This window comes from Dactylosporangium sp. NPDC051484 (genome assembly GCF_040689395.1).
Taxonomy (GTDB): Bacteria; Actinomycetota; Actinomycetes; order Mycobacteriales; family Micromonosporaceae; genus Dactylosporangium.
Genome location: NZ_JBFAZX010000042.1, coordinates 22,092 through 40,726 on the forward strand (window position 1 = coordinate 22,092; position 18,635 = coordinate 40,726).

General features: G+C 65.8%; 20 protein-coding genes. 2 read left to right on the top strand and 18 right to left on the bottom strand.

Annotation, left to right across the window (positions count from 1 at the left end; translation table 11 throughout):
• Positions 1–3: 3 nt before the first annotated feature.
• From AB0367_RS35690 to AB0367_RS35755, 14 genes are all read right to left on the bottom strand, one after another.
• Positions 4–531 carry a DUF2637 domain-containing protein gene (locus tag AB0367_RS35690; RefSeq protein WP_366230935.1) on the bottom strand — a complete coding sequence of 176 codons (528 nt, stop codon included), beginning with the start codon at positions 529–531 and terminating at the stop codon, positions 4–6.
• Positions 528–1,952 carry a cell division protein FtsK gene (locus AB0367_RS35695; protein WP_366230936.1) on the bottom strand — a complete coding sequence of 475 codons (1,425 nt, stop codon included), beginning with the start codon at positions 1,950–1,952 and terminating at the stop codon, positions 528–530. The genes AB0367_RS35690 and AB0367_RS35695 overlap by 4 nt, the downstream gene beginning before the upstream one ends.
• A complete protein-coding gene (locus AB0367_RS35700) occupies positions 1,952–2,359 on the bottom strand; it encodes a hypothetical protein (RefSeq protein WP_366230937.1) in 408 nt (135 codons plus the stop codon). The genes AB0367_RS35695 and AB0367_RS35700 overlap by 1 nt, the downstream gene beginning before the upstream one ends.
• Positions 2,360–2,609: 250 nt before the next feature.
• Positions 2,610–3,059 carry a hypothetical protein gene (locus AB0367_RS35705; RefSeq protein WP_366230938.1) on the bottom strand — a complete coding sequence of 150 codons (450 nt, stop codon included), beginning with the start codon at positions 3,057–3,059 and terminating at the stop codon, positions 2,610–2,612.
• 175 nt (positions 3,060–3,234) lie between these two features.
• The gene (locus AB0367_RS35710) at positions 3,235–3,399 is read right to left on the bottom strand and encodes a hypothetical protein (protein WP_366230939.1); all 165 of its coding nucleotides are present in this window, start codon (positions 3,397–3,399) and stop codon (positions 3,235–3,237) included.
• A gap of 49 nt (positions 3,400–3,448) precedes the next feature.
• Positions 3,449–4,273 (bottom strand): hypothetical protein, encoded by an 825-nt coding sequence (locus tag AB0367_RS35715; protein WP_366230940.1) that lies wholly within the window; start codon positions 4,271–4,273, stop codon positions 3,449–3,451.
• Between the two features lie 8 nt (positions 4,274–4,281).
• Complete coding sequence (locus AB0367_RS35720) at positions 4,282–6,396, bottom strand: AAA family ATPase (RefSeq protein WP_366230941.1); 2,115 nt, start codon at positions 6,394–6,396, stop codon at positions 4,282–4,284.
• A gap of 156 nt (positions 6,397–6,552) precedes the next feature.
• Complete coding sequence (locus AB0367_RS35725) at positions 6,553–7,281, bottom strand: GntR family transcriptional regulator (protein ID WP_366230942.1); 729 nt, start codon at positions 7,279–7,281, stop codon at positions 6,553–6,555.
• Between the two features lie 338 nt (positions 7,282–7,619).
• Positions 7,620–7,997 carry a hypothetical protein gene (locus AB0367_RS35730; RefSeq protein WP_366230943.1) on the bottom strand — a complete coding sequence of 126 codons (378 nt, stop codon included), beginning with the start codon at positions 7,995–7,997 and terminating at the stop codon, positions 7,620–7,622.
• The gene (locus AB0367_RS35735) at positions 7,994–8,314 is read right to left on the bottom strand and encodes a hypothetical protein (protein WP_366230944.1); all 321 of its coding nucleotides are present in this window, start codon (positions 8,312–8,314) and stop codon (positions 7,994–7,996) included. The genes AB0367_RS35730 and AB0367_RS35735 overlap by 4 nt, the downstream gene beginning before the upstream one ends.
• A 16-nt stretch (positions 8,315–8,330) precedes the next feature.
• Positions 8,331–8,519: a hypothetical protein gene (locus tag AB0367_RS35740; protein ID WP_366230945.1), complete on the bottom strand. Its 189-nt coding sequence runs from the start codon at positions 8,517–8,519 to the stop codon at positions 8,331–8,333.
• Between the two features lie 190 nt (positions 8,520–8,709).
• Positions 8,710–9,261, bottom strand: a complete 552-nt coding sequence (locus AB0367_RS35745; RefSeq protein ID WP_366230946.1) for a flavoprotein — start codon at positions 9,259–9,261, stop codon at positions 8,710–8,712.
• Between the two features lie 5 nt (positions 9,262–9,266).
• A complete protein-coding gene (locus AB0367_RS35750) occupies positions 9,267–9,476 on the bottom strand; it encodes a hypothetical protein (RefSeq protein WP_366230947.1) in 210 nt (69 codons plus the stop codon).
• Positions 9,477–9,493: 17 nt separating this feature from the next.
• The gene (locus AB0367_RS35755) at positions 9,494–10,477 is read right to left on the bottom strand and encodes a helix-turn-helix transcriptional regulator (RefSeq protein WP_366230948.1); all 984 of its coding nucleotides are present in this window, start codon (positions 10,475–10,477) and stop codon (positions 9,494–9,496) included.
• Positions 10,478–10,904: 427 nt separating this feature from the next.
• Between AB0367_RS35755 and AB0367_RS35760 the strand changes: the two genes are divergently transcribed.
• Complete coding sequence (locus AB0367_RS35760) at positions 10,905–12,011, top strand: YaaC family protein (RefSeq protein WP_366230949.1); 1,107 nt, start codon at positions 10,905–10,907, stop codon at positions 12,009–12,011.
• A gap of 149 nt (positions 12,012–12,160) precedes the next feature.
• Here AB0367_RS35760 and AB0367_RS35765 read toward each other — a convergent pair whose 3' ends face one another.
• The 4 genes from AB0367_RS35765 to AB0367_RS35780 form a co-directional block, all read right to left on the bottom strand.
• Complete coding sequence (locus tag AB0367_RS35765) at positions 12,161–12,916, bottom strand: hypothetical protein (protein ID WP_366230950.1); 756 nt, start codon at positions 12,914–12,916, stop codon at positions 12,161–12,163.
• Entirely contained in the window at positions 12,909–14,891 is a 1,983-nt protein-coding gene (locus AB0367_RS35770) for a hypothetical protein (RefSeq protein WP_366230951.1), read from the bottom strand. The genes AB0367_RS35765 and AB0367_RS35770 overlap by 8 nt, the downstream gene beginning before the upstream one ends.
• Positions 14,888–15,592 (bottom strand): hypothetical protein, encoded by a 705-nt coding sequence (locus AB0367_RS35775; protein ID WP_366230952.1) that lies wholly within the window; start codon positions 15,590–15,592, stop codon positions 14,888–14,890. Before AB0367_RS35775 ends, AB0367_RS35770 begins: the two co-directional genes overlap by 4 nt.
• Positions 15,593–16,319: 727 nt before the next feature.
• Entirely contained in the window at positions 16,320–17,168 is an 849-nt protein-coding gene (locus tag AB0367_RS35780; protein WP_366230953.1) for a hypothetical protein, read from the bottom strand.
• Positions 17,169–17,547: 379 nt separating this feature from the next.
• On the opposite strand from AB0367_RS35780, the gene AB0367_RS35785 reads away from it, so the two are divergent.
• Positions 17,548–18,138, top strand: coding sequence for a hypothetical protein (locus AB0367_RS35785; RefSeq protein ID WP_366230954.1), 591 nt, complete (start codon positions 17,548–17,550; stop codon positions 18,136–18,138).
• The last annotated feature ends 497 nt before the right edge of the window (positions 18,139–18,635 follow it).

Consider the following 18,635-nt stretch of genomic DNA (forward strand, 5'->3'; position numbering starts at 1 on the left):
GGCTCACGCGCCACCCCCATTGATGGTCGGCCGGACGAGGCCATTCGGCGACAGGACCGGCAGGCGCACCGGCGGCGCGGGTCGCGGTGCGGCAGGCTCGCCCGGGGGCTCGACGTTGACGGGCTTGCCGTCCTCTGCGGCGGCGCGGATTCGGCCGCCCAGCTCTACGAGGCAGATCGAGGCGACCACGATGAGCCCGTCGACGGAGAACGGCAGCAGGTAGGGGCTGGCGCCGGTCTCGCCGTAGCGGGCCGCGACGCCGGCCATGTGCCAGTACGACACCCAGGCCGCGATGCCCGAGATGGCGATCGTGGCCGCCACGCGCAGGACGGCGAGGCTTTGCCGGTGGACCGGTACCCGGGAGACCAGCTCGACGGTGAGCAGCAGCGCCAGGGGTGGCCAGGCGGCGATGGTCTGGGAGATGGGGTTGCCGTTGGCGTGCAGGATGTTCGCGGCGACCGACGCGGCCACGCCGAGGAGGAGGGTGGCGCGGACGGCCCAGCGGATCCGGAGGAGTTGTGTCGTGGTCATGCCCACTCTCCGTCCACGACGCGTGCGCCGTTGAAGGCGTAGGTGTCTGCGAGGTCGGTGATGTCGTGGTCGGTGAGGTAGGAGAAGCGGACGCGGGCCGGGGTGGGGTCGCCGTCGAGGACGACGAAGCCGACGCCGGGTAGGGACATGGGGATGCGGTCGCAGAGGGCGCCGCGGTCGCGCATGCCGTCGCCGAGGACCAGGTCGACCTCGGGCTCTTCGGCGAGGCGCAGGCCGATCCGGGTCGGGAAGAGGTTTCGGAACGGCAGGACCTCTTTGCGGAGGTCCTGGAGGCAGCCGATGACGTGGACGCCGACCGCGCGGCCTTGCGTGAGCAGCAGCCCGAGCGCGGCCTTGATCCGGTCCTTGGTCTGGCGGTCGGTGACGTACGCGGTCAACGCGGCCAGCTCGTCGATGACGAGCACGATGAGCGGGTCGGTGATGCTGGCGACGTGTTGCCGGGTGTGCCACCGCGGCCGCGCGGCCCGGTCCTGTGCGGTCTTGAGGGCCAGTTCGAGAAGGTCGGCCATGGCCTTAAAGTCGGTGCAGGCGAACTTGGCGAACAGTCGCTCCCCTGCGCCCAGTTCCATGCCGCCCTTGGGGTCGAAGGCCCAGAGCTGGACGAGGCCGGCGGAGATGCCGCCGGCCAGGGCGCGGACGATGGACCAGACGACCGAGCCCTTGCCGGCGCCGGTCGCGCCGACGACGAGGATCTGCGTGCCGTACAGGCGCAGCTCGAAGACGCTGCCGTCCTCGCACAGGCCGATCGGCAGCGCGGTGAAGTCCGGGACGTGGGTGACGGGCAGCGGCTCGACCACTGCGGTCAGCGGGTCGCCACGCCGCATGGTGAGCACCACCAGGTCCGGGCGCGTGCCTGCCGTGACGCGGCAGTTGAGCGCGGCGAAGGTGTGGGTGAGGCGCTCGGAGACCTTGGCGAAGTCGTCCGGGATCTGGCCGGTCACCATGCGCACGGTAAGCACGTCGGTGCCGCCGTGGACGCGGACCTTCTTGAGCACAGGCAGGATCGTGTGGCTGTCGAAGGTGACCGACAGGCCAGCGGTGACCATGGCCGGTTGCCAGATGCGGCGGTACCGGAAGCGCCGCCACCGGGCCAGCGTCGGCCACCACGCCCACCGCTGGCAGGAGGGCCAGTCCAGCGCGGCCCAGAGCCCGACAGCGCCGGCGGGGATGCCGAGCGCGAGCACGGGACCCCACCAGCCGAACTGGAGGTAGAGCGCGGTCAGGGCGGTGAGCGGGAGCGTGACGTACCAGAAGCGGACGTAGAGCACGGCCAGGCGCCACAGGCCGCGGATCGTCCAGAGCGCCAGGACGAGCCAGAGCGGGACCTTGAGGTATGGGGTGCGGACGTTGAACGGGGCGGGCTCGATCCGCTCACCCCGGATCACGTTCACGAGCGGCATCAGCGCTCACCGCCGTCCGCAAACAGGGCCAGCTGCGCCGCAGCCTTAGCTTTGCGGCGAGCGATCCGCCGCTGGGTCGAGCGTGTCGGGGCGGTAGCCGGGACCAGGGCGACAAGGTCGACCGGACCGGCCGTGGGCGCGGGGACGTGGCGGACCATCGTCGGCAGCCACTGGCCGCGGCCGAGAACCGCACGCAGGTCGGTGCGGTCGGAGACGTGCGGGGCGATGAGGTCCGGATCGAGGTGACGCAGCTTGACGACGGTACGGGCGAGCGCGGCGGCAGCGGCCGAGATCTCGACCAGCGCGGCGACGCGGACGGTGTCGGAAGGAACGGTCTGGTACAGCTCTCGGGCGGCGTTGACGCCGGTGGCCGCGAGCGCGGCGACGGTACGGCGGTGCGTCCTCATCGCGCATCACCGCCGCCCGGGATGGTCGGGGCCGGACCAAGGCGGCAGGCGTCACAGCGCTCGACGGCCGGCGGGAGCGGGGTCAGGGTCTGGCAGGCGGAGCAGATACGCCACACCGCGCCGTCGGGCGACGTGAGGCGGGCGGCGTCGACTAGCTTGGGCATTCCAGCCTTCTCCTTGAGGGGTTTGGGAAGGCGGGGCGGGCAGGTCTCTTGCCGGAGGAAGGCCCGCCCCGCGCGCAAAGGCGCGGTCAGGCCGCCGAAGCGACCGGGGTGACGCCGAGTTCGGCCGGGGCGACCATGCCCGAGGCGCGGTAGGACCAGGCGAGCCGAGCGCGGCACCGGTGCGGCTGTCGCTCGCCCTTGCACGCCGAGCTGTCGGTGTAGGGCGTGACCGTGAGATCGGTGAACGCGACCGGCGTGATCGACATCCCGGCGACCTGGATCGGCTCCGGCGGAACGGGCTGGTGCGGCGCCGCGATCTTCACCTTGACCTGCGGGGTGCGCCCGAACTTGGACGCCTCCGGGTCCTGGTCCATCACGGTGACGACCCAGAGCCGGACGCCGTGCTCGTCGCGCGCCTGGTTGTCGTCCTCACGCAGCTTGTCGAAGTCGATCTGCTTGTCCACGCCGAGGAACAGCGCCCCGGCCGGGAAGGCGTAGTCGAACGGCATCGGGTACCGCATCGAGTTGGGAACCACGTCTCTGAACCTCCATCGCATCGTGCACTTGAGAGCAACAGTAAGAAAGCTTGTAAACACATGCCAATGAGTAATTCGAGACATGTACATGAGTCAAGTGACCACTTGAGACCTTGAACAGCACAAACAAGCGCCCGGGTCGACGAACCCGGGCGCAAGATTTCTTCGATGCCTGTCAGGACAGCGGGTACGTGTCTTCAATCTCGTGCCGGTTGCCCGGCAGGACGACGTCGACGGCGAGGACCAGGTCGCCGAGGGCGGTGTGTACGGCGATGGTCAGGGCGAGGACGGGCTCATCGGCCGCAAGATCGAAGCAGCTGGGTTCCGGCCGGGACCGCATCCCGATCGCCACCGCTCCCGGCCGCCTGGATCGCCTTGCCAGCCTGAGCTCAGCGACGCACGGCGTCGCGAAACCGGGCGCCCGAGTCGACTAGGACGTCAAGGACGTCGAGTAACGCCTGCCGGCCAGCGGCAGAGTATTCGGCTTGCGCGCCCGCGTGCTTCTCGTGGACGCGCTCCAGGGCTGCCTCCAGCGTCGCGTCGCCGTTGCCCGCCCTCAGGAACGCGAGCGCAACGTCTGTGCGGACCTGCTCCTGGATTCGGGCCCGGTCATCCATCAGGGCCGCCCGGTCCAACCGGCACACTGCAATGGTCTGGCGGCCCTTCGTGCTGCCGTCACGCGGGCCGACCGCCCCAGCCAGACCGAACAGCAGATGCTGCTCGGGATCGTCCGAGTAGGGGTGCAGCAGCAACGGCTGCTCCACGGCGTCGAGCTCGGCCATATCGTCGGGGTCCGCGAGCTCGGCGGGCGCAAGGACCCGCCGGCCAGCGATCGGGAACTGGTCCTGCTTGCCCTCGCCGCTGTTGCACTGGTCGCAGGCCGGCACGATGTTGCGCCAGTCGTACGCCAGCCACGCATAGCCCGGCTCTCGCCCGGCTGGCGTCATAACGCGGCTCTTCGGCCGGTAGTGCTCCGCGGCGCCGTATGACTGAGCGAGCATCCGACCCTCGCAGTAGGCGCACTTGCCATGGAATACATGCTCGAGCAGCCAGGCTTTAAGGCCCGCCCACACGGACTGGCGCCAGTTCGGCGGCTCGCCATCGCCGCGCGCCGTCGCGTCCCGCAGCGCGTCGGCGGCCTGTCGTGCGCGGCCCTGCCACCGCGAGAACCACGCGGCCCGCGACCCCTCCAGCGTGCCGGGATCGAAGTGCACCCGTCGCATCAGCCCTCGCCGCCGCGGACCCGGCGCAGGTACTTCGCCGCCTGCCGGACCAGCGCCGCGCGCCGTTCGTCGGGCAGTTCGGCCAGCCGCTCCCGCAGCCCGGCGTCGACGAGCTCAGCGGCCTCGCGCTCGATGGCTGTCTCGCCGGACCGTGGCAAATTGGCGACCCGCTCGAACAGCTCGGGGTTGACGGGCCGCTCACCCAGGGCCGTTTGGTACTCCTCTAGGTCGCGCTCGGTCTTCGCGTCCCGGCTGGTGTCGAGCCCGAATGCCGGACTGGTGAGGATCTGGTCCGCCCGCCAACCCCGGAACTCCTCCGCCTGTTCGACGCTGCCGTGCCCGGCGTGGTCGCGGTGTAGGGTCAGCACCTCGCCAGGTTCGAGCGCACCAACGATCAGCGGCGAGTGGGTGGTCGCGATGACCTGGACATTTGGTAGTGCCTCACGTAGTCGCGGCACGATGAGCCGCTGCCACTCGGGATGCAAGTGCGCATCGAGCTCGTCGACAATTACCAGTGCAGGCATAGCGGCGAGTTCGTCGGCGCCGCCTCGGTATCGGTCGACGAGCCGCCGCACAAGCGTTCCCACCCAAGAGACCGTCGACAACGCGCCCTGGCTGAATGTGCGCAGTGGAACCGTGGACCCGTTTAAGCTGACGAGCACTTCCCACCGATCGGTATTCAGGCCCGCGTACCGCATTTGCATGCCCGGCATTAGCCGCTCCCATAGTGCGAACACCGAGTCGATGCGCTCGCCAGCCCGATCGGCGTCGCCGAAGAGATCGTCGGCCCGGTGGACCACCGCCAGGTTGATGAGCCACTGTTGCAGTTCGTCGAGCCGGGTGTCGACGGCGCCGGTACGCAACGCCTCGAGGTCCGACGGGTGTCCGACGCCGAGGACGCGCTCCTCGCGGGGGCCGGTCGGCGCCTTCCGCGACACGCCTCGGAAGGCTGGGAATCCCAATGCGAGCATTTCGCCCGTTTCCACGGGCGTCGGCGCAGCAGTCTTAACGCGGACGCCGGTGCGCTCCCGCAGCAGCGACGTAACGTACCTGGTTTCACCGACCGTTACGTCGATGACGCCGCCCTTGCGGCCGGCCATCAGCAGGTGATCGGCCTCCCCGGGGAGCACGGAACCGCCGCAGAGTGCGAACGCCAGCGCGCGCAGCACGGTGGATTTGCCGGCGCCGTTGTCGCCGAGCAGCACGGTCCATTCGTCGGCAAAGCGGACATGTAGGTGCCGGAACGGGCCGATGTTTTCCAGCCGCAGCTCGTGGACCGGGTGGTCGATCCACTGCGGCGTCCGCCGGCGCGGCTGGGCGGCGACGCTGAGCGCGAGAGCTGGCACGAACTGTTCCGGTACGGGGATAGGAAGCCGGTGGACGTTGTGCCGGGCCCGTACAAGGCGGGCGTCGAGGGCTGAGTCGTCGTCCAGGACCGCGAAGTCTGGGTGTTCGCCCTGAGTGCCCGCCACTCCGGCGCTGGAGAGGAGTTCGTTGATCGTCCGCGCGTGGGTGCCGACGAACAGCACAGTGTTCGCCGCCAGAGTCGCGCCGAGCAGGCGCCCGAAGTCCGAGGAGGCACCATAGCGGCGGTTGAAATCGGCCAAAGACAGTAGCAGCGAGCCAGCGTTTCCGGTGTGGCCGAGTGGTTTGAGGATCCGCAGCCGGGCGCGATCGGCGTCGAGACGATCCGGGGGTGGTCGGCCCGGCAGGAGGATCTCCGGTCCGCGGGAGCGTACGAGTCGCTCAAACGAATCGTCCCAGTTCAGCGAGATGACCGCGGCGAAGGGTAACCGAGCCAGGATCTGGACCCACGGCGGCACAGGTAGGCGCGGCTGCTGCTTGAGTCGGTCACGGATGGCGAGCGAGATTCGTTTTGGCCCTAACTCTGCGGCCAGCAGTTCGCCCAGCACCTCGACATCGTCATCGCTCATAGCCAGGACCTGGTCGGATTGGAGCCCAGGGCCATCCAGTGTAGGCGCCAGGTCGGCGATGACCTCGCGCCACGTGGGTGCGCCCACGGCACGGGCCACGCCGGTGCCCACGACCAGAACGCAACGGCCGTTCTGGAGCTGCTCGACGAGGCGATCGGGCAATTCGGACGGCGTGGTCAAGGATGCTCCTGGCATGAGATATGGACGCCCGCCGAGGGTATCAGCCCTATTCTCCGCAGCCCCGACCCGACATTCGGGCATGTACAGGCCCGAGGATCGTGAAGATCGACAGAAGCAGGAGGATCGTCGCGCTGGCGAGGGGAGCGATGAACGAGCTCAGGACAGGGGGTAGGTGTCCTCGATCTCGTGCCGGTTACCCGGCAAGGCGACGTCGACGGCGAGGACCAGGTCGCCACGCGCGGTGTGCACCGCGATGGTCACCGCGAGAACGGGCTCATCGGCCGGGATGTCGAGCAGCTGCGCCTCGTCAGCGGTCGGTCGGCGCGCCGAGGTCCACTCGACGGCATAGTCTCCGCGCACGCCATTTCGCTGCGCCAGGTGGTCGAGCAAGCTCCCGGCGATTGGCTCTGGCTTCATCGCGTCGGAGCCGGCGGCCACGTCGATCGGCAGCCACACCGTGACCAGGTCGACGGCGCCCTCATCCGCGGTCGTCCGCCGTTTCCGCTGGTACACCGGGGTTCCCTCGGGCACGCCGAGGATCGACGCAATGCGCCGATCAGCGAGCACCGGCGCCACGACGAGGAGTTCGGTCTCAGCCGTCTCATCCAGATGCAGCGCCCCATGCGCGTGCGGCGGGACGGTCCGGCGCGCGGTCGGCTTGCCCCGCACGAAGTTGGCCTTGCCCTGCTGCGACTCGACCCAGCCGTCCTGTTTCAGGTAGGCCAGGGCCTTGAGCACGGTCGGCCGCGAGACGTCGAACTCCCCGGCGAGCTGGTTCTCCGAGGGCAGCGCCGCACCCGGCTTGTACGTCCCGTCTTCGATGCGCTGCCGCAACGTGTTGAGGACCCGGACGTACTTCGGAGTCCTCGGTTCGAGGTTCAGCACGCGGAACCGCCCCTCGCCTGATTACTACTTGTTAAGACAAGACCGTAATGAGTTAACGATGAGTGCACAAGTCGCCTCATCGGTCAGGGCCGCCTAGCCAAACCAGCCGGAACCGCTGGCAGGCCGTACTGACAGCCGCTCAGGTCTCGACGCACCGGGCCGGCGGCGCGGTAGCCGGCCGTAGCGCGACAACGTCAGGAGGGCCGCCCGCCGTTGCGGGCAAGGTCCCTCGGTACCGCAAGCGGTGCACACGCTCCCTTTGAGCGTCAGGGCATGGCGGTTGACTTCGTCCTGCGCCGCGTTGACCTGGTCACGCACGTTGGTGGAGAGGTAGACCGTCATGGCGCATCGCCGGCCATCAGCGCGCGGATGCCGTCGCACCGGTACAGCCGCGGGGGAACGCCGGGCAAGGCGACGTGCCGGTCGCTTCCACAGAGGCCGCAGACCAGGTTGCGATGGGTCCACACCGTGAACTGCCGGTAGAGCTTGTGCCCGGAGTGCTCGCCAACCTCGGTGTTCGCCACCCGCAGCTGTCCCGCCGTCGCGACCCGGACCAGGTCGTAGAAGTTCTTCATGCGGTGGCGGATGAGCAGCCGCGCGGTCAGGCATGGCCATGGTCGGCCGCACTGTATGCAGGTCCAGCCGGGCCGGCTTACCCGGTGCTGTTCGGCCTCGCGGTAGAAGCGTTCGGTGTAGAGCACCGGCTCGTCCATCATTCATTCGTCCCTTCCGTCGCGACCGGCCAGAGCCGGTCGGGCTCAACGAGGACGGAGACATCACCGGTCGGCCGGTACGCCGGATCGAGCTCGGCACCGCACAACCGCAGCCGGTCACCAAGGGCGGGATCGCTATCGACGCTGCGGACCCTGATCCGCGCGGCGCGACCGCCGGCGCCGTCTTCGAGCGGCGGGCGAATCCAGGCCCACACGATGTGGCCAGGCTCCGGCACGTACATCACCGGCATCCCGATCCGGTGGAACGGCACCGAGGCGGGCGGGCGCACAACGGCCCACGGGCAGGCCGGGTCCAGCACCCGCCCCGGTGCCAGCTCACGAGGACGCCCCGCCCAGATCGGCGCCCGGGTCACCGCAGACCCGGCACGCCCGCCGGCTACGCCCGGCCCGCGCTCCACGCTCCCCGCCGGTGGCGAGGGAGAGCTTGGCCGTGACGTACACCCACCCGAACCCGGCACACGCACCGCACCGGCCGGCCTGATCGACGCTCTCGGCGCTCCCCATGGGTCGCCGTCCTCCTCACGATCGTGTCCCTGCGCGCTGGGCGACCGACCCGCCGCGTGAGGGCTGCGGATCGAGGGATGCGCAAGGATCGCTGTTGGAAGACAGTGTGCAACCACACAGGGTGACGGCCCCGCACCACGAAACGACCCGCACTTTTGTGCGGGTTAGGGACCGAAGTAAGCGGCCTTGCTCAGCCGGCGGTGAGTGCGTCGAGCTGGGCAACGAGCCAAGCGGGGTCGAACCGCTCAATGACTTCGGCGCCCGTGCCGGACTTGGTCGGCACCTCGCCGAGTTGCCCAGTGTGGATGTCGACCAGGCGCACACCGGCCGTGCGTAGGACCGCCAGGCTGGACGGCCACGCCGGGTGGCCCCAGAGCTTGTCGTTCACCATCGGCACCACGAGCGTCGGCAGCCGCATCCCGATCGCTTCACAGATCTGCCCGAGCGCGTACGTGTCCATCGCCCCGGCCGCGGCCTTGTTGAGCGTGTTGAACGACGCGGGACACACCACGAGCGCGGCCGGCGGACCGCTGCGAGGATCCAACGTCGGTGCCCGGTAGTCGAACTGCGGAGACCGGCCGGTCAGCCGCTCGACGGCGTCAGCGTCCAGCCACTCCCGCGCCGAGGGCGTACCGACCACGCGCGGCTGCCAACCACCGCCTTGGAGGGCCGTCACCAGGTCAGCGGTGCGCAGCGTCAACGGGGCACCGCACACCACGAGCGTCACCGAGCGATCAGCCACGCCTGCTAGTCCAGCACACCCGCCCGAACCGCCAACCGGTGCAGGGCACTGGTCTTCGACTTCTTCTGACGAGCCAGCATCTCCCGAACCAGCTCACGAGCCATCACGTTGTACCGCACCATCTCCGGCGCCACCCGCTCGGCTTCCATCAGGTGCAGCAGCGCATCGGCGTCCCGCTTGCGCTGCACCTGCGCCCACGCCAGATCAAGGTGCACCTGCCCCCGCCGGCTGTTCAGCCCAACCGGCAGCCGATCCGGGTCGACGGCGTCCGCCGCCCGCAGCGCCTCACCCGGGTCGCCGAGCTCGGCCGCGACGGACACCCGGTGGATCGCCACGTTGTCGGCCCGAATGCCGTCCAGGCGAAGTTCCCATCGTGCCCGAGCATCGCCGCCAGGCCGTCAGCCTGATCCAGACGACGCCAGGCTTCAGCCCGATCGGTCCGCCGCCCGGCGATGACGGCGCCAATCAGCCACAGTGCGCCAGCCACCGAGATGACCGATGGCGCGTCCGGCCGGGCCTCGCGCCTTACGACTTCTGCCATGTGCACTGCCAGCTGTTCGGCGTCCTCGGCGCGGTCGGCCCGCAGTAGCGCGCATACCACCTGATAGGCCGCCATCCCACGCGCCTCAACGGAGTCCGCGTCGACCGCAGCGGAGGCCGCTCGGTCCGCCGACAACAGTGCCAGATCCGCAGCGCCCATCTTGGTCAGCAGCTTCGCGGCCATGGCATAGGCGTTCACGTAGCTGGCCAACGCCTCACGCCGGCCACCGCCGGACCCGAACGACCGCAGCGGATCGGCCGATGACAGCAACGCTGGCAACTCCTCCACGACACGCTCGTAGTCGGCGGCCTGATACGCCCGGTGCCCACCATCAACGCGCCGCCGGACGTCGGCGACGTCGACCTGGTCGCCAGCTTCGACGCCGAGGAGGTTGTCGTAGCGGGCGAAGAACCGCCGCACGCCGTCGAGGCCGCCAACGACCGGATTCCCGCTCGGCGCGTACTGCCACGGCTGCCCCGTCAGCGCCTCAACCTCGACGTGCAGGACCTTCGCCAGGTCCAGCAGTACCGACAGCCGATCGACGGAGCGAACACCCCGTTCCACCTGCGACAACCATGACTCTGACCGTCCAACCAGACCCGCCAATGCAGCCTGACTCAGCCCACGCCGACGCCGATACGCTGCGATTCGCTCCCCAACCGAACCCGACACCATCTACCAACTATCTCAGACATCGGTGGTCATCACCGGGCGAAATCGGGCTCCGCATGCTCTGACAGCGGTTAGCTACCAATGACGTTGCCAGACGAGTTTCTGTGCATCTTCAAGTGCGGCCCGAAACGGGCCGCACGCGCCGCCGCTTGGGCGCCTGGCCGCCAGCTCGCTCAGCCGCTCGCCAGCGACCAGACCAACGCCCATCGGCTGGCGCGGAGTGCGGGGTCGGGCCGCCGGCTTAAGGTCGCGACACGGTGGACGGAGCAGCGCGCAGTGTGCCGGGCCGTGGGCGCGGGCAGGCCGGTGGCCTGCCCTCATTAGTACGCGCGCCACTCCGCCCGCGTCGCATGCTTTAGCGAATCGACTGTCAAGACTGCATTGACATTGCACGTCGCCAGCGCCTTGACCGATATGAGACTATGCTTCAATGCAGCATTCCCGCCCGATCCAGCGCTACACCATTGCCCCAATGATTCGTACGATCGTGCCACACTCGGAGATGCACATCAAGAATGTCGCGTGGGAGCCACTAATTACTCTTGCACGTTCTCCTGCGGCAAGCGCAAAGCTATTTGGCCCGGCTGGACAGGCGAATCCACTCCTAATCGACGAATTTAGCGGGTACATACGCCAAGCATACGACTATTTTATCGGCGCATCTCACGTTCCCGGGACTTCTGGCGCACTGCTGCACTATTACTGTGCGCTGCAACTTGCGAAAGCTGAGTTACTCTTGAGTAACTCAGCAAGCATCTTAGGGGTGGCGATTCGGCACGGACTTAGCCATAGCGTCACAAACGCCGCCGACCCGGCTCTCGACTACCTGACGGTCAAAGATGGCGTATTCCCGCTGCTTTATCAACGACGGATTGGGTCTCCAATTCCTATCGGAACCAGGATCCCCATCAAAGACCTTCTCGCTTACATTCCAGAAATTGGCTCAGAGGCGTCGGCGACTCTATCCATATCGTCCACCTACCTGCCCCTCTACCATGCCTTACTGTTCTCGGATCCCGAAGTTTGGTCGGGCATCGTAGCACTTGGCCACAATATCAACACCTCCACAATCTCCGAATTCGAGAGCCTGGCAGCAACCACCTATGAAGAGGTACAGCCACCGTCCGAGTGGAAGCGGATATTTGGAATCAGCTATCGCGCACTTACTCCTAACGTAAGAATGTTTCAGGCTAAGAGGAGCTATCCGGATCAGACCACAATCGACAAGGTTATTGGGGAGCAGACGGCACCATTTGGCCCCTCGCTGGACAACTGTATCGACGACCACGCGGACGCGTTCTTTTGGCCGAAGTGCAACGGAATCTTGATGACACCGTCAATAGCGCGCTACGTGCTCATGTACTACTTGTCGTCCGTTGTTCGCTATAAGCCCAGCATTTTGACTCCAGCCCGGTTTCCAGAATATGCCTGGGTGTTTGAATCCTTTATAAATTCATCCGCATTGAACATTGTCACGAATAGTGTTGATGGCATCACTGGCCAATGGCATATGTATGGAGTGAAGTTCCGATGGTGACGGGATGACACATCGCCGCCAACCTCGACGACGGCTCACAACAACATTGCCGCTACAGGGATTCACGCCCTCCGGAGGCGGGAGCGCGGGTTCGAATCCTGCCGGGGGCAGGGACTCGCATCCTGAACCTGACAGCATCCGTCGCGACGTCAGACCTCGCGCGCCTCGGTTGCTTGCCTTGCGCGCAAGCGGCCGAGTTTCTCCTGCTCGGCCTCGAGGCCGAAACTGGACAGCAGCCTGGACAACACGTCCAAACCCAATTCCAAACGTCGTTCGTCGGATCTGATCGTGTGCATCACCTCAACAACCAGCGCAGTTACCTCATCCGGCTTCTGAGTCGCCGCAGAATTAGCTGCCTTGGCGGCCGCCATCGAATCGAGGAAGGCCGCGAAGTCGATCGCTTTGAGAAACTCCGGGCTCTGTAGCAGCCACCACATCCTTGCGCGATTGGCTTCCGAGAACACCTCGCCGTGCAGGAATCGGACCGACTCGCGGACATGGTCGTGCTGCAGCATCAGCTCGAACTTGCGCCGCAACTGAGTGCCAGCCAAGGCGACACTTTGATCATCGGTACGCAGTTCCACGGTCGACGCGACGTCGACCGAGCCAAGCTCATCGGACAACCTTATCTGCGTGATCCGCAGACGCAAAGCGTCTAGGGCCGCCCCGCAGTCCAAGACCGAATATCCTCGTGCCACTTCCGAGGCGCACAACCTTAGATGGTGCCCGACGAATGGCTCGACGAGATGGTCCGGAACCGTAGCCTTGCTCGCGAACCACTCCGCATAAATGCGTGCCGTGAAGGTGGAGCCGGGCAGAATCGAGGGAAGGCGGGCAGTAAGTATTGTCCCCCTTGCGTCTCGGCGCAGGGCCAATCTGTCACGAAACCGGAACCAGCTAACCATCGAGATCTCCTGACGCTGGGCCGGGAGGCAAGATTCGGTCGAGCATCATGATCCGAGTCGGAGACGTGCGACCGCCGGAAAGAAGATTGACAGCCAGCGACCTCATGATTCCACCACGCATTGAGGGTTCGAGGATGTCTACCACTGTCGCCCGATCCAACCAATTCGAGTCTGCACCGTCGCGCCAGCTGCGAACGAGGTCAATGACTTCCCGATTTGTTTCCGCAATGCGTGAAAGCACCTGCCAGGCCCGCTGCAGAGCCGCTCGAGTCTCGCGGTCCGTGAACGAGTCCTGTATGAGAAGCCGACCGGGCGAGTCGTCGTCACGAACCGACATGACAGCCAGGAGAATGCGAACCGCGCTGCTCTTGCCGTCATCCTGCACCCACTGGACCGACTTTCGCAGGGCGGTCAAGCGCGACCGTCTCGCCGAGCACATCGCCCTGATCGAACGATCGACGGTCGTGGTCACTTGACTCCCGAATCGCTCGTTGTCCAGCAGCAGCCGCAGACGTACCAGAGCAACGGACGGCGCTTGCCGGCCGAGCTCCCCCCTGCAGACCGCCGCAACCGCGTAACCCTCCGATTCACGCGAGCCCTCCCGGGCCCATCGATAGAGCGACCTGCGCACGACCGCGCCCATGTCCTGGCTGACCGCCAATCGTTCGAGGAGCATCACAGCCAGATGACGACTGTTCGCCCCGTGTCGCAGCAGCCCGCGAATCACATCGACAACTTCGAGAGCGCGATGGCGATTGGCCAGCCTCAGGAGCGTCTCCGCGCACTTCGACGCCTCGGTCGACGCCGGGTGACCTTCGGCGGTAATTGCGGCCAGCCAGGACAGCAGAGGCTTGCGGATGGCTGGCCGCTGCTCCCAGAGTCTGTCGACAATGGCGAGTCCAACACCCGGCCGGTCTCTCGATATCGAGATTCTGTCGTCCTGAATGGATGCGCCGATCGCCGCTATGTTGTCGGAGATCTCCGGGCTCGCGAGCGGGTTCTGGACGGCCGATTGAAGCTTCAGCTTCTCCAGCAAGGTGTTCACCGCGGCGTTGATCGCCTCGCTCTTGGCTCCGTCCAGCACTGCCACCGCTATGAGCAGGGCTCTCTGTTCGAGTTGCGCTAAGTTCTGCGTGTGGCCGGTCAAGTGCTGCGAAATGTAGCCCTGCCAGCCGAGCAACTCCTGCCGTAGCTGCTCGACGTCCTTTCCAGCCCGAACCGGGTCCTCCATAAGCATCAGCCGTCGCGCGACATCGACGGCGTCCGCCGGTACGACCGCCCGCGCGTCCAGATCGCGCATGACGCTCTTGACCTGGTGGTACTGGAGAAGCACCTGCCGATCCGAGAAATGCAGCCTTCGTTCGACGATCCAGGTAGCCCGCGGAATGCCGAGCCGCACCGCGAAGTCCGCACATTCGGCAGCGCACAGTCGCCATATCTCCGGCGTGACCAGAATGACGAGTCGGCTACCGGTGGTGCGCGTCCGCGCGTTCAGTGCACGTAGCTGCCGCCCGAAGGCTTCGGTAAGCTCGTCCCGCTCGAACGATAGATCGACGACTCGTCGTTCGTCGGCTCCGGGCGCAAAGTACTCCACCTTCGGCGAATCCCACTCGGGAAATACCTCGAACGCCGTCGCTGGGTCGTCCGATATCGCCCGATCTTCCCAGCCGAGCAGATGCAGAGCCGCCGCGCGCCTTCCCGTCCCGGGATAGCCGACGATGACGAGGGTTGGCGATCGCAGAAAGATCTCCTGGGCCCGGGCAAAGTCGGACGGCTTAACAAAATAGTTGTGGTTTTCGACGAGCGCCGATTTGGGCACCGGTTCGATGGAGGCGGCCTGACGGGCGTAGTAGTGCAGGTCTCCGGCCACCTGGTTGGCAACGCCGCCGGCAGCAACCTCGGCCCGCATGGTGACATCTTTCGCCGGCCGATACTCGAGGATACTGTCCGCCTCAACGCCGCCAGCGCCGGTCAACGCACCTCACCGTGGTTGTGATAGTCGCCAGCGATCTGGAATAGCGTTCCACCGGACTGAGCCGTTCCACTTTGGTGCACTATTCGTTGAGACGAAGCCGTCTCGGCGGCCGTCGCTAAACCTTCGCTGAGACAGAAGGCGCGCGCCACCATCGCGCCGAAAGCTTCTTCGACGAGTTTCGGGTGGCTGAGGAGCCTCCGCGAGAGCTCAGCGCCATCTACGAGGTCCAACACAAAGGCGGAATTTTGGTGTCGTAACTCGAGTAGAGCATCCGTGATGTGCCTCGACTCCGCCGAACACGCGACCACCACGACGAGGTGTTGTATCTGCAGCGGGGGCTTGCGAACGAACTCGCCGACGGCGGACCGCAGGTCGTCCGCCGTGAATGCTCGGTAGCGCTTACATTGGTAACCGGTGAAACACAGCCCGTCATTGGTCGCTGCCACGTCGATGCCGAACTGGCGTTCCCCGGGCACCCCGTAGAGCCGCACTTCCCGGTATCCCTCGACAACCTTGGCCATTCGAGCGACGAGGACCTCGAACTGACGAGGATCGAGCTCGCAGAACGGAAGCAGCGCTGGCCGATGGGTGACCAGTGGCACTTCGATCCTTGGCTCGGGCCAGGCGACTCCCTCGGCTTCCAGCATCGCGATGAAGGCGTCTTCCCAGACGCTGTCCGGGCGGAGGTCAGGATTCGCCATGTGATCGATTGTGTCCCATCCTTGAATCTCGCAGGTACTCCTCTGGCGGTATGCCCCAAATATCACTTCTTCTGTCCGGACGCTCGGTGAGGTCGGCGCTCGATCGAGCGTTACGCCGGCGCGTTAGCCTACGGTTCCTGTAACCGAGTGGCGCATGATCCCCGACGGAACAGCGCCGGACTTGCTAGACGGCTTCCATCCAACCGTGGCTCGGCACAGACTGGTACACCCGGACAGCCATGGCGGCATCAACTCATCGGCAGAAGCGATGCCTGAGATGCCCAGCATCGTGGACGGCCGGCGCCGCCTCCCTATTCGGCATGCTCAAGGCCCGTGCAATCCGTCAACCGGAGTCACCGTGTAACACATCAAACGGAGTACGACAACCCTCGCGGCGCGTGTGTGTGCAGACTTTCTGTACGTCTTCAAGGCGGCCCGAAACGGGCCGCACGCGCCGCCGCCCGGGCACCTAGCCGCCAGCTCCCTCAGCCGCTCGCCGGCGACCAGGCCCACGCCCGGCGGCTGGCGCGGATCGCGGTTCATCAGGCCGCCGACCACGACGTGGCGGGCGGGGTGGCGCGCGAGTATGCCGGGCAGGCGGGGCGGGCAGGCCGGTGGCCTGCCCTCACACAAGGTCGCGCGCCACCACGCTCCACGCTTCGGCGTCAAGGCCGCCTTGACTGTCACCGCCCGGAGCAGGTAGACCGCAGGCCCCTCGTCAAGTTCACTATTCTGCAGAGCCGTTGGGCAAAGGATCAGGCTCACGCGCGATCCTTTTGACCTCATATGCAATATAGATAAAAAACAAAATCAGGCTTATGACGAACAGGATCACGAATAAGATTCGCTGCCCACGATCCAACTCCGATCCCCAGATCGCCATTTGCCCTAGCGGAATTATCACAGCGAAAAGGGTAATTACCTGCAATACTGCGATAGAGGTACCCACCCTCGGCTTCCGCACGTTGTGCAGCGCTGTCAATGCGTGTTTAAGTTCCAGCTCCACAACCTCGACTTCATTCCTCGCCTGGCTCTTTGCGCGCCGCAAATCATTGTATGCAGTGGATCTGATTGTCATCCTAGCCGCCGTAAGTGGCGCAGGAGTCACGATCGGAACGCGTAGGATATCAACGTAGGGAGAATTCCTTCGGGGTCGACTGTCCCGCCAATACTCCTCAATTTGCTTCAGCCATTTCTCGGCTACCTCGCGCGAAAGCCGATCATCGAACGACTCTACAATCTCTGACCTTTCATCGGCCGTCTCCCACTCAAACGAGGTCCGCTCGAGCAGATTGCGGCGAAACAAGACGTTTTCCACGGAAAACACCGACCGGCGCAATCTGTCAAGATAAGGCGCAAAGTCTTGTAATGTCCAGTCGTCATCGCCATACTCGCGCCACAGAAGGTCCAAGTCCGGATTGGGCCAGCCCTCGAGATAGTCGTCCAGAACGAGGTCGATAAATTGGCTAGCGTCATGATCGAGGAGGGCCTCTACTGCTTGATCGAGATTCCGTAGCTTCGCCTCTCGCGTTTGGGCAAGCTCGCGAACCCTGGCCGTGCTCGTCGAGGAGATCATCGATCCCAAGCTTGGCGCTCAGAACCTAGACTAGCGATACGCGCCACTAGCAGACCTGCCACTATAGCGACAATGGCCGCCCCACCTTGCACTAATGTTCCAAGCAACGCACTGCTATCGGTTGACATCGGTTCCCCTCTCCAACCGAGCAAGGTAGACGGCAAGTCTCAGTCCGAGCAAGCGGAACGGTACCGCCCCCTTGCCCCGGGGATACTCGATGGCACGCGGCCATGCAAGGCTGGAGACGTTGGAGAGATATTCCCTAACAGCGTGGGTTTCCCAGAGAGCAACTCCCGCCCACACCACGCCGAATGGGCGCCGAAGTTCCCGCCCGACTGAGCCCACCACCTACGTAGGCGCTGCTCATGGCGTCCCACCGATGAAGAGCCGCACTGTTGCCACTCCCGGCTACCGTCAGCAGCAACCGACACGGCGTAGCGATGTACGTGAGAGAGGCGGCAGCGTGGCTTGGGAGTGGGTTTCGCCCGTCGTTACTGGGGTGCTCGGTGTTGCCGGCATCGGAGGCACGGTCTGGGCGGCATCGCTGGCTCGCCGGGCGCATATTGACGTCGCCCGCGCACAAGCTGAGGCCGAGGCGCGTCGCCTCCTCCGTGCAGAGAAACGGGAGGTCTATGGAAGGGCACTGCAGCGGCTAAACGAGCTTGCAGCAAATTGCATTGCCGTCGCCAGCCTCACTGACAAGGTTGAAGTGAAGCCAGGCCCGCAGTCGATAGAAGACGACCTGGGCGAAGCAAGCCGGCGCCATTCAGCACTTTTGTCCGAGGTTCACCAGATGCAAGGCGAGCTTGCGGTGATCGCCAGCACCTCTATCACATCGGCATTCGCTGCGGCGGTCTACGCAACAAACAAGCTTGAGATGGGCGGCAGTCACGACCTGTATCTCGTCGCATTGGAGGAGCTAACTTCGACCATGCGCGGTGATCTATACGTCCTGAACACCATCCCATGACGGGGCTTGCTACCGGCGCAGTAGTAGTACCGCCTGGAGAGGCATCCCGTCGCGCGGAGCCTCGTGGACTCGATTCCCGTCTCTGTCCGTCAACCACTCACTATGGCGAGCGCCAGTGCCGCGCCGAATGGGCGCCGAAGCTCGCGCATAACTGAGCCCCACGTCCGCGTTTGCGCTGCTCAGAGCGTCACGTCCGGTCGGAAGCTGCTCGCCCTCCGGAGGCGGGAGCGGTCTTTCGCTAGGACTCACACGTGACCCAGGTTGGCGCCGACTCTTTGTCGACTTGCACTGCCGAATCTGGCTGTAGTGGATCAAGGCGGCCCGCTACGCGGGCCGCGCCGCTCGCGCTCGGCCTGCTGGCGGCGCAAGCGCCGGCATCGGCCGGCGCGGCGGCATGTCCTGCCTAGGGCCTGTCTGATGGATCATGGTTGACGGCGGTCGGGTTTCGCGCGGAGCCAGATGATGATCGAGGCGATCCCGACCGTTGCCTCGTAACG

Excerpts from the sequence above, each read along its gene's own strand:
- AB0367_RS35690 (WP_366230935.1), bottom strand. The coding sequence starts at position 531 with ATGACCACGACACAACTCCTCCGGATCCGCTGGGCCGTCCGCGCCACC.
- AB0367_RS35695 (WP_366230936.1), bottom strand. The coding sequence starts at position 1,952 with ATGCCGCTCGTGAACGTGATCCGGGGTGAGCGGATCGAGCCCGCCCCG.
- AB0367_RS35700 (WP_366230937.1), bottom strand. The coding sequence starts at position 2,359 with ATGAGGACGCACCGCCGTACCGTCGCCGCGCTCGCGGCCACCGGCGTC.
- AB0367_RS35710 (WP_366230939.1), bottom strand. The coding sequence starts at position 3,399 with ATGCGGTCCCGGCCGGAACCCAGCTGCTTCGATCTTGCGGCCGATGAG.
- AB0367_RS35730 (WP_366230943.1), bottom strand. The coding sequence starts at position 7,997 with ATGATGGACGAGCCGGTGCTCTACACCGAACGCTTCTACCGCGAGGCC.
- AB0367_RS35740 (WP_366230945.1), bottom strand. The coding sequence starts at position 8,519 with ATGGGGAGCGCCGAGAGCGTCGATCAGGCCGGCCGGTGCGGTGCGTGT.
- AB0367_RS35755 (WP_366230948.1), bottom strand. The coding sequence starts at position 10,477 with ATGGTGTCGGGTTCGGTTGGGGAGCGAATCGCAGCGTATCGGCGTCGG.
- AB0367_RS35760 (WP_366230949.1), top strand. The coding sequence starts at position 10,905 with ATGCAGCATTCCCGCCCGATCCAGCGCTACACCATTGCCCCAATGATT.
- AB0367_RS35765 (WP_366230950.1), bottom strand. The coding sequence starts at position 12,916 with ATGGTTAGCTGGTTCCGGTTTCGTGACAGATTGGCCCTGCGCCGAGAC.
- AB0367_RS35775 (WP_366230952.1), bottom strand. The coding sequence starts at position 15,592 with ATGGCGAATCCTGACCTCCGCCCGGACAGCGTCTGGGAAGACGCCTTC.
- AB0367_RS35780 (WP_366230953.1), bottom strand. The coding sequence starts at position 17,168 with ATGATCTCCTCGACGAGCACGGCCAGGGTTCGCGAGCTTGCCCAAACG.
- AB0367_RS35785 (WP_366230954.1), top strand. The coding sequence starts at position 17,548 with ATGAAGAGCCGCACTGTTGCCACTCCCGGCTACCGTCAGCAGCAACCG.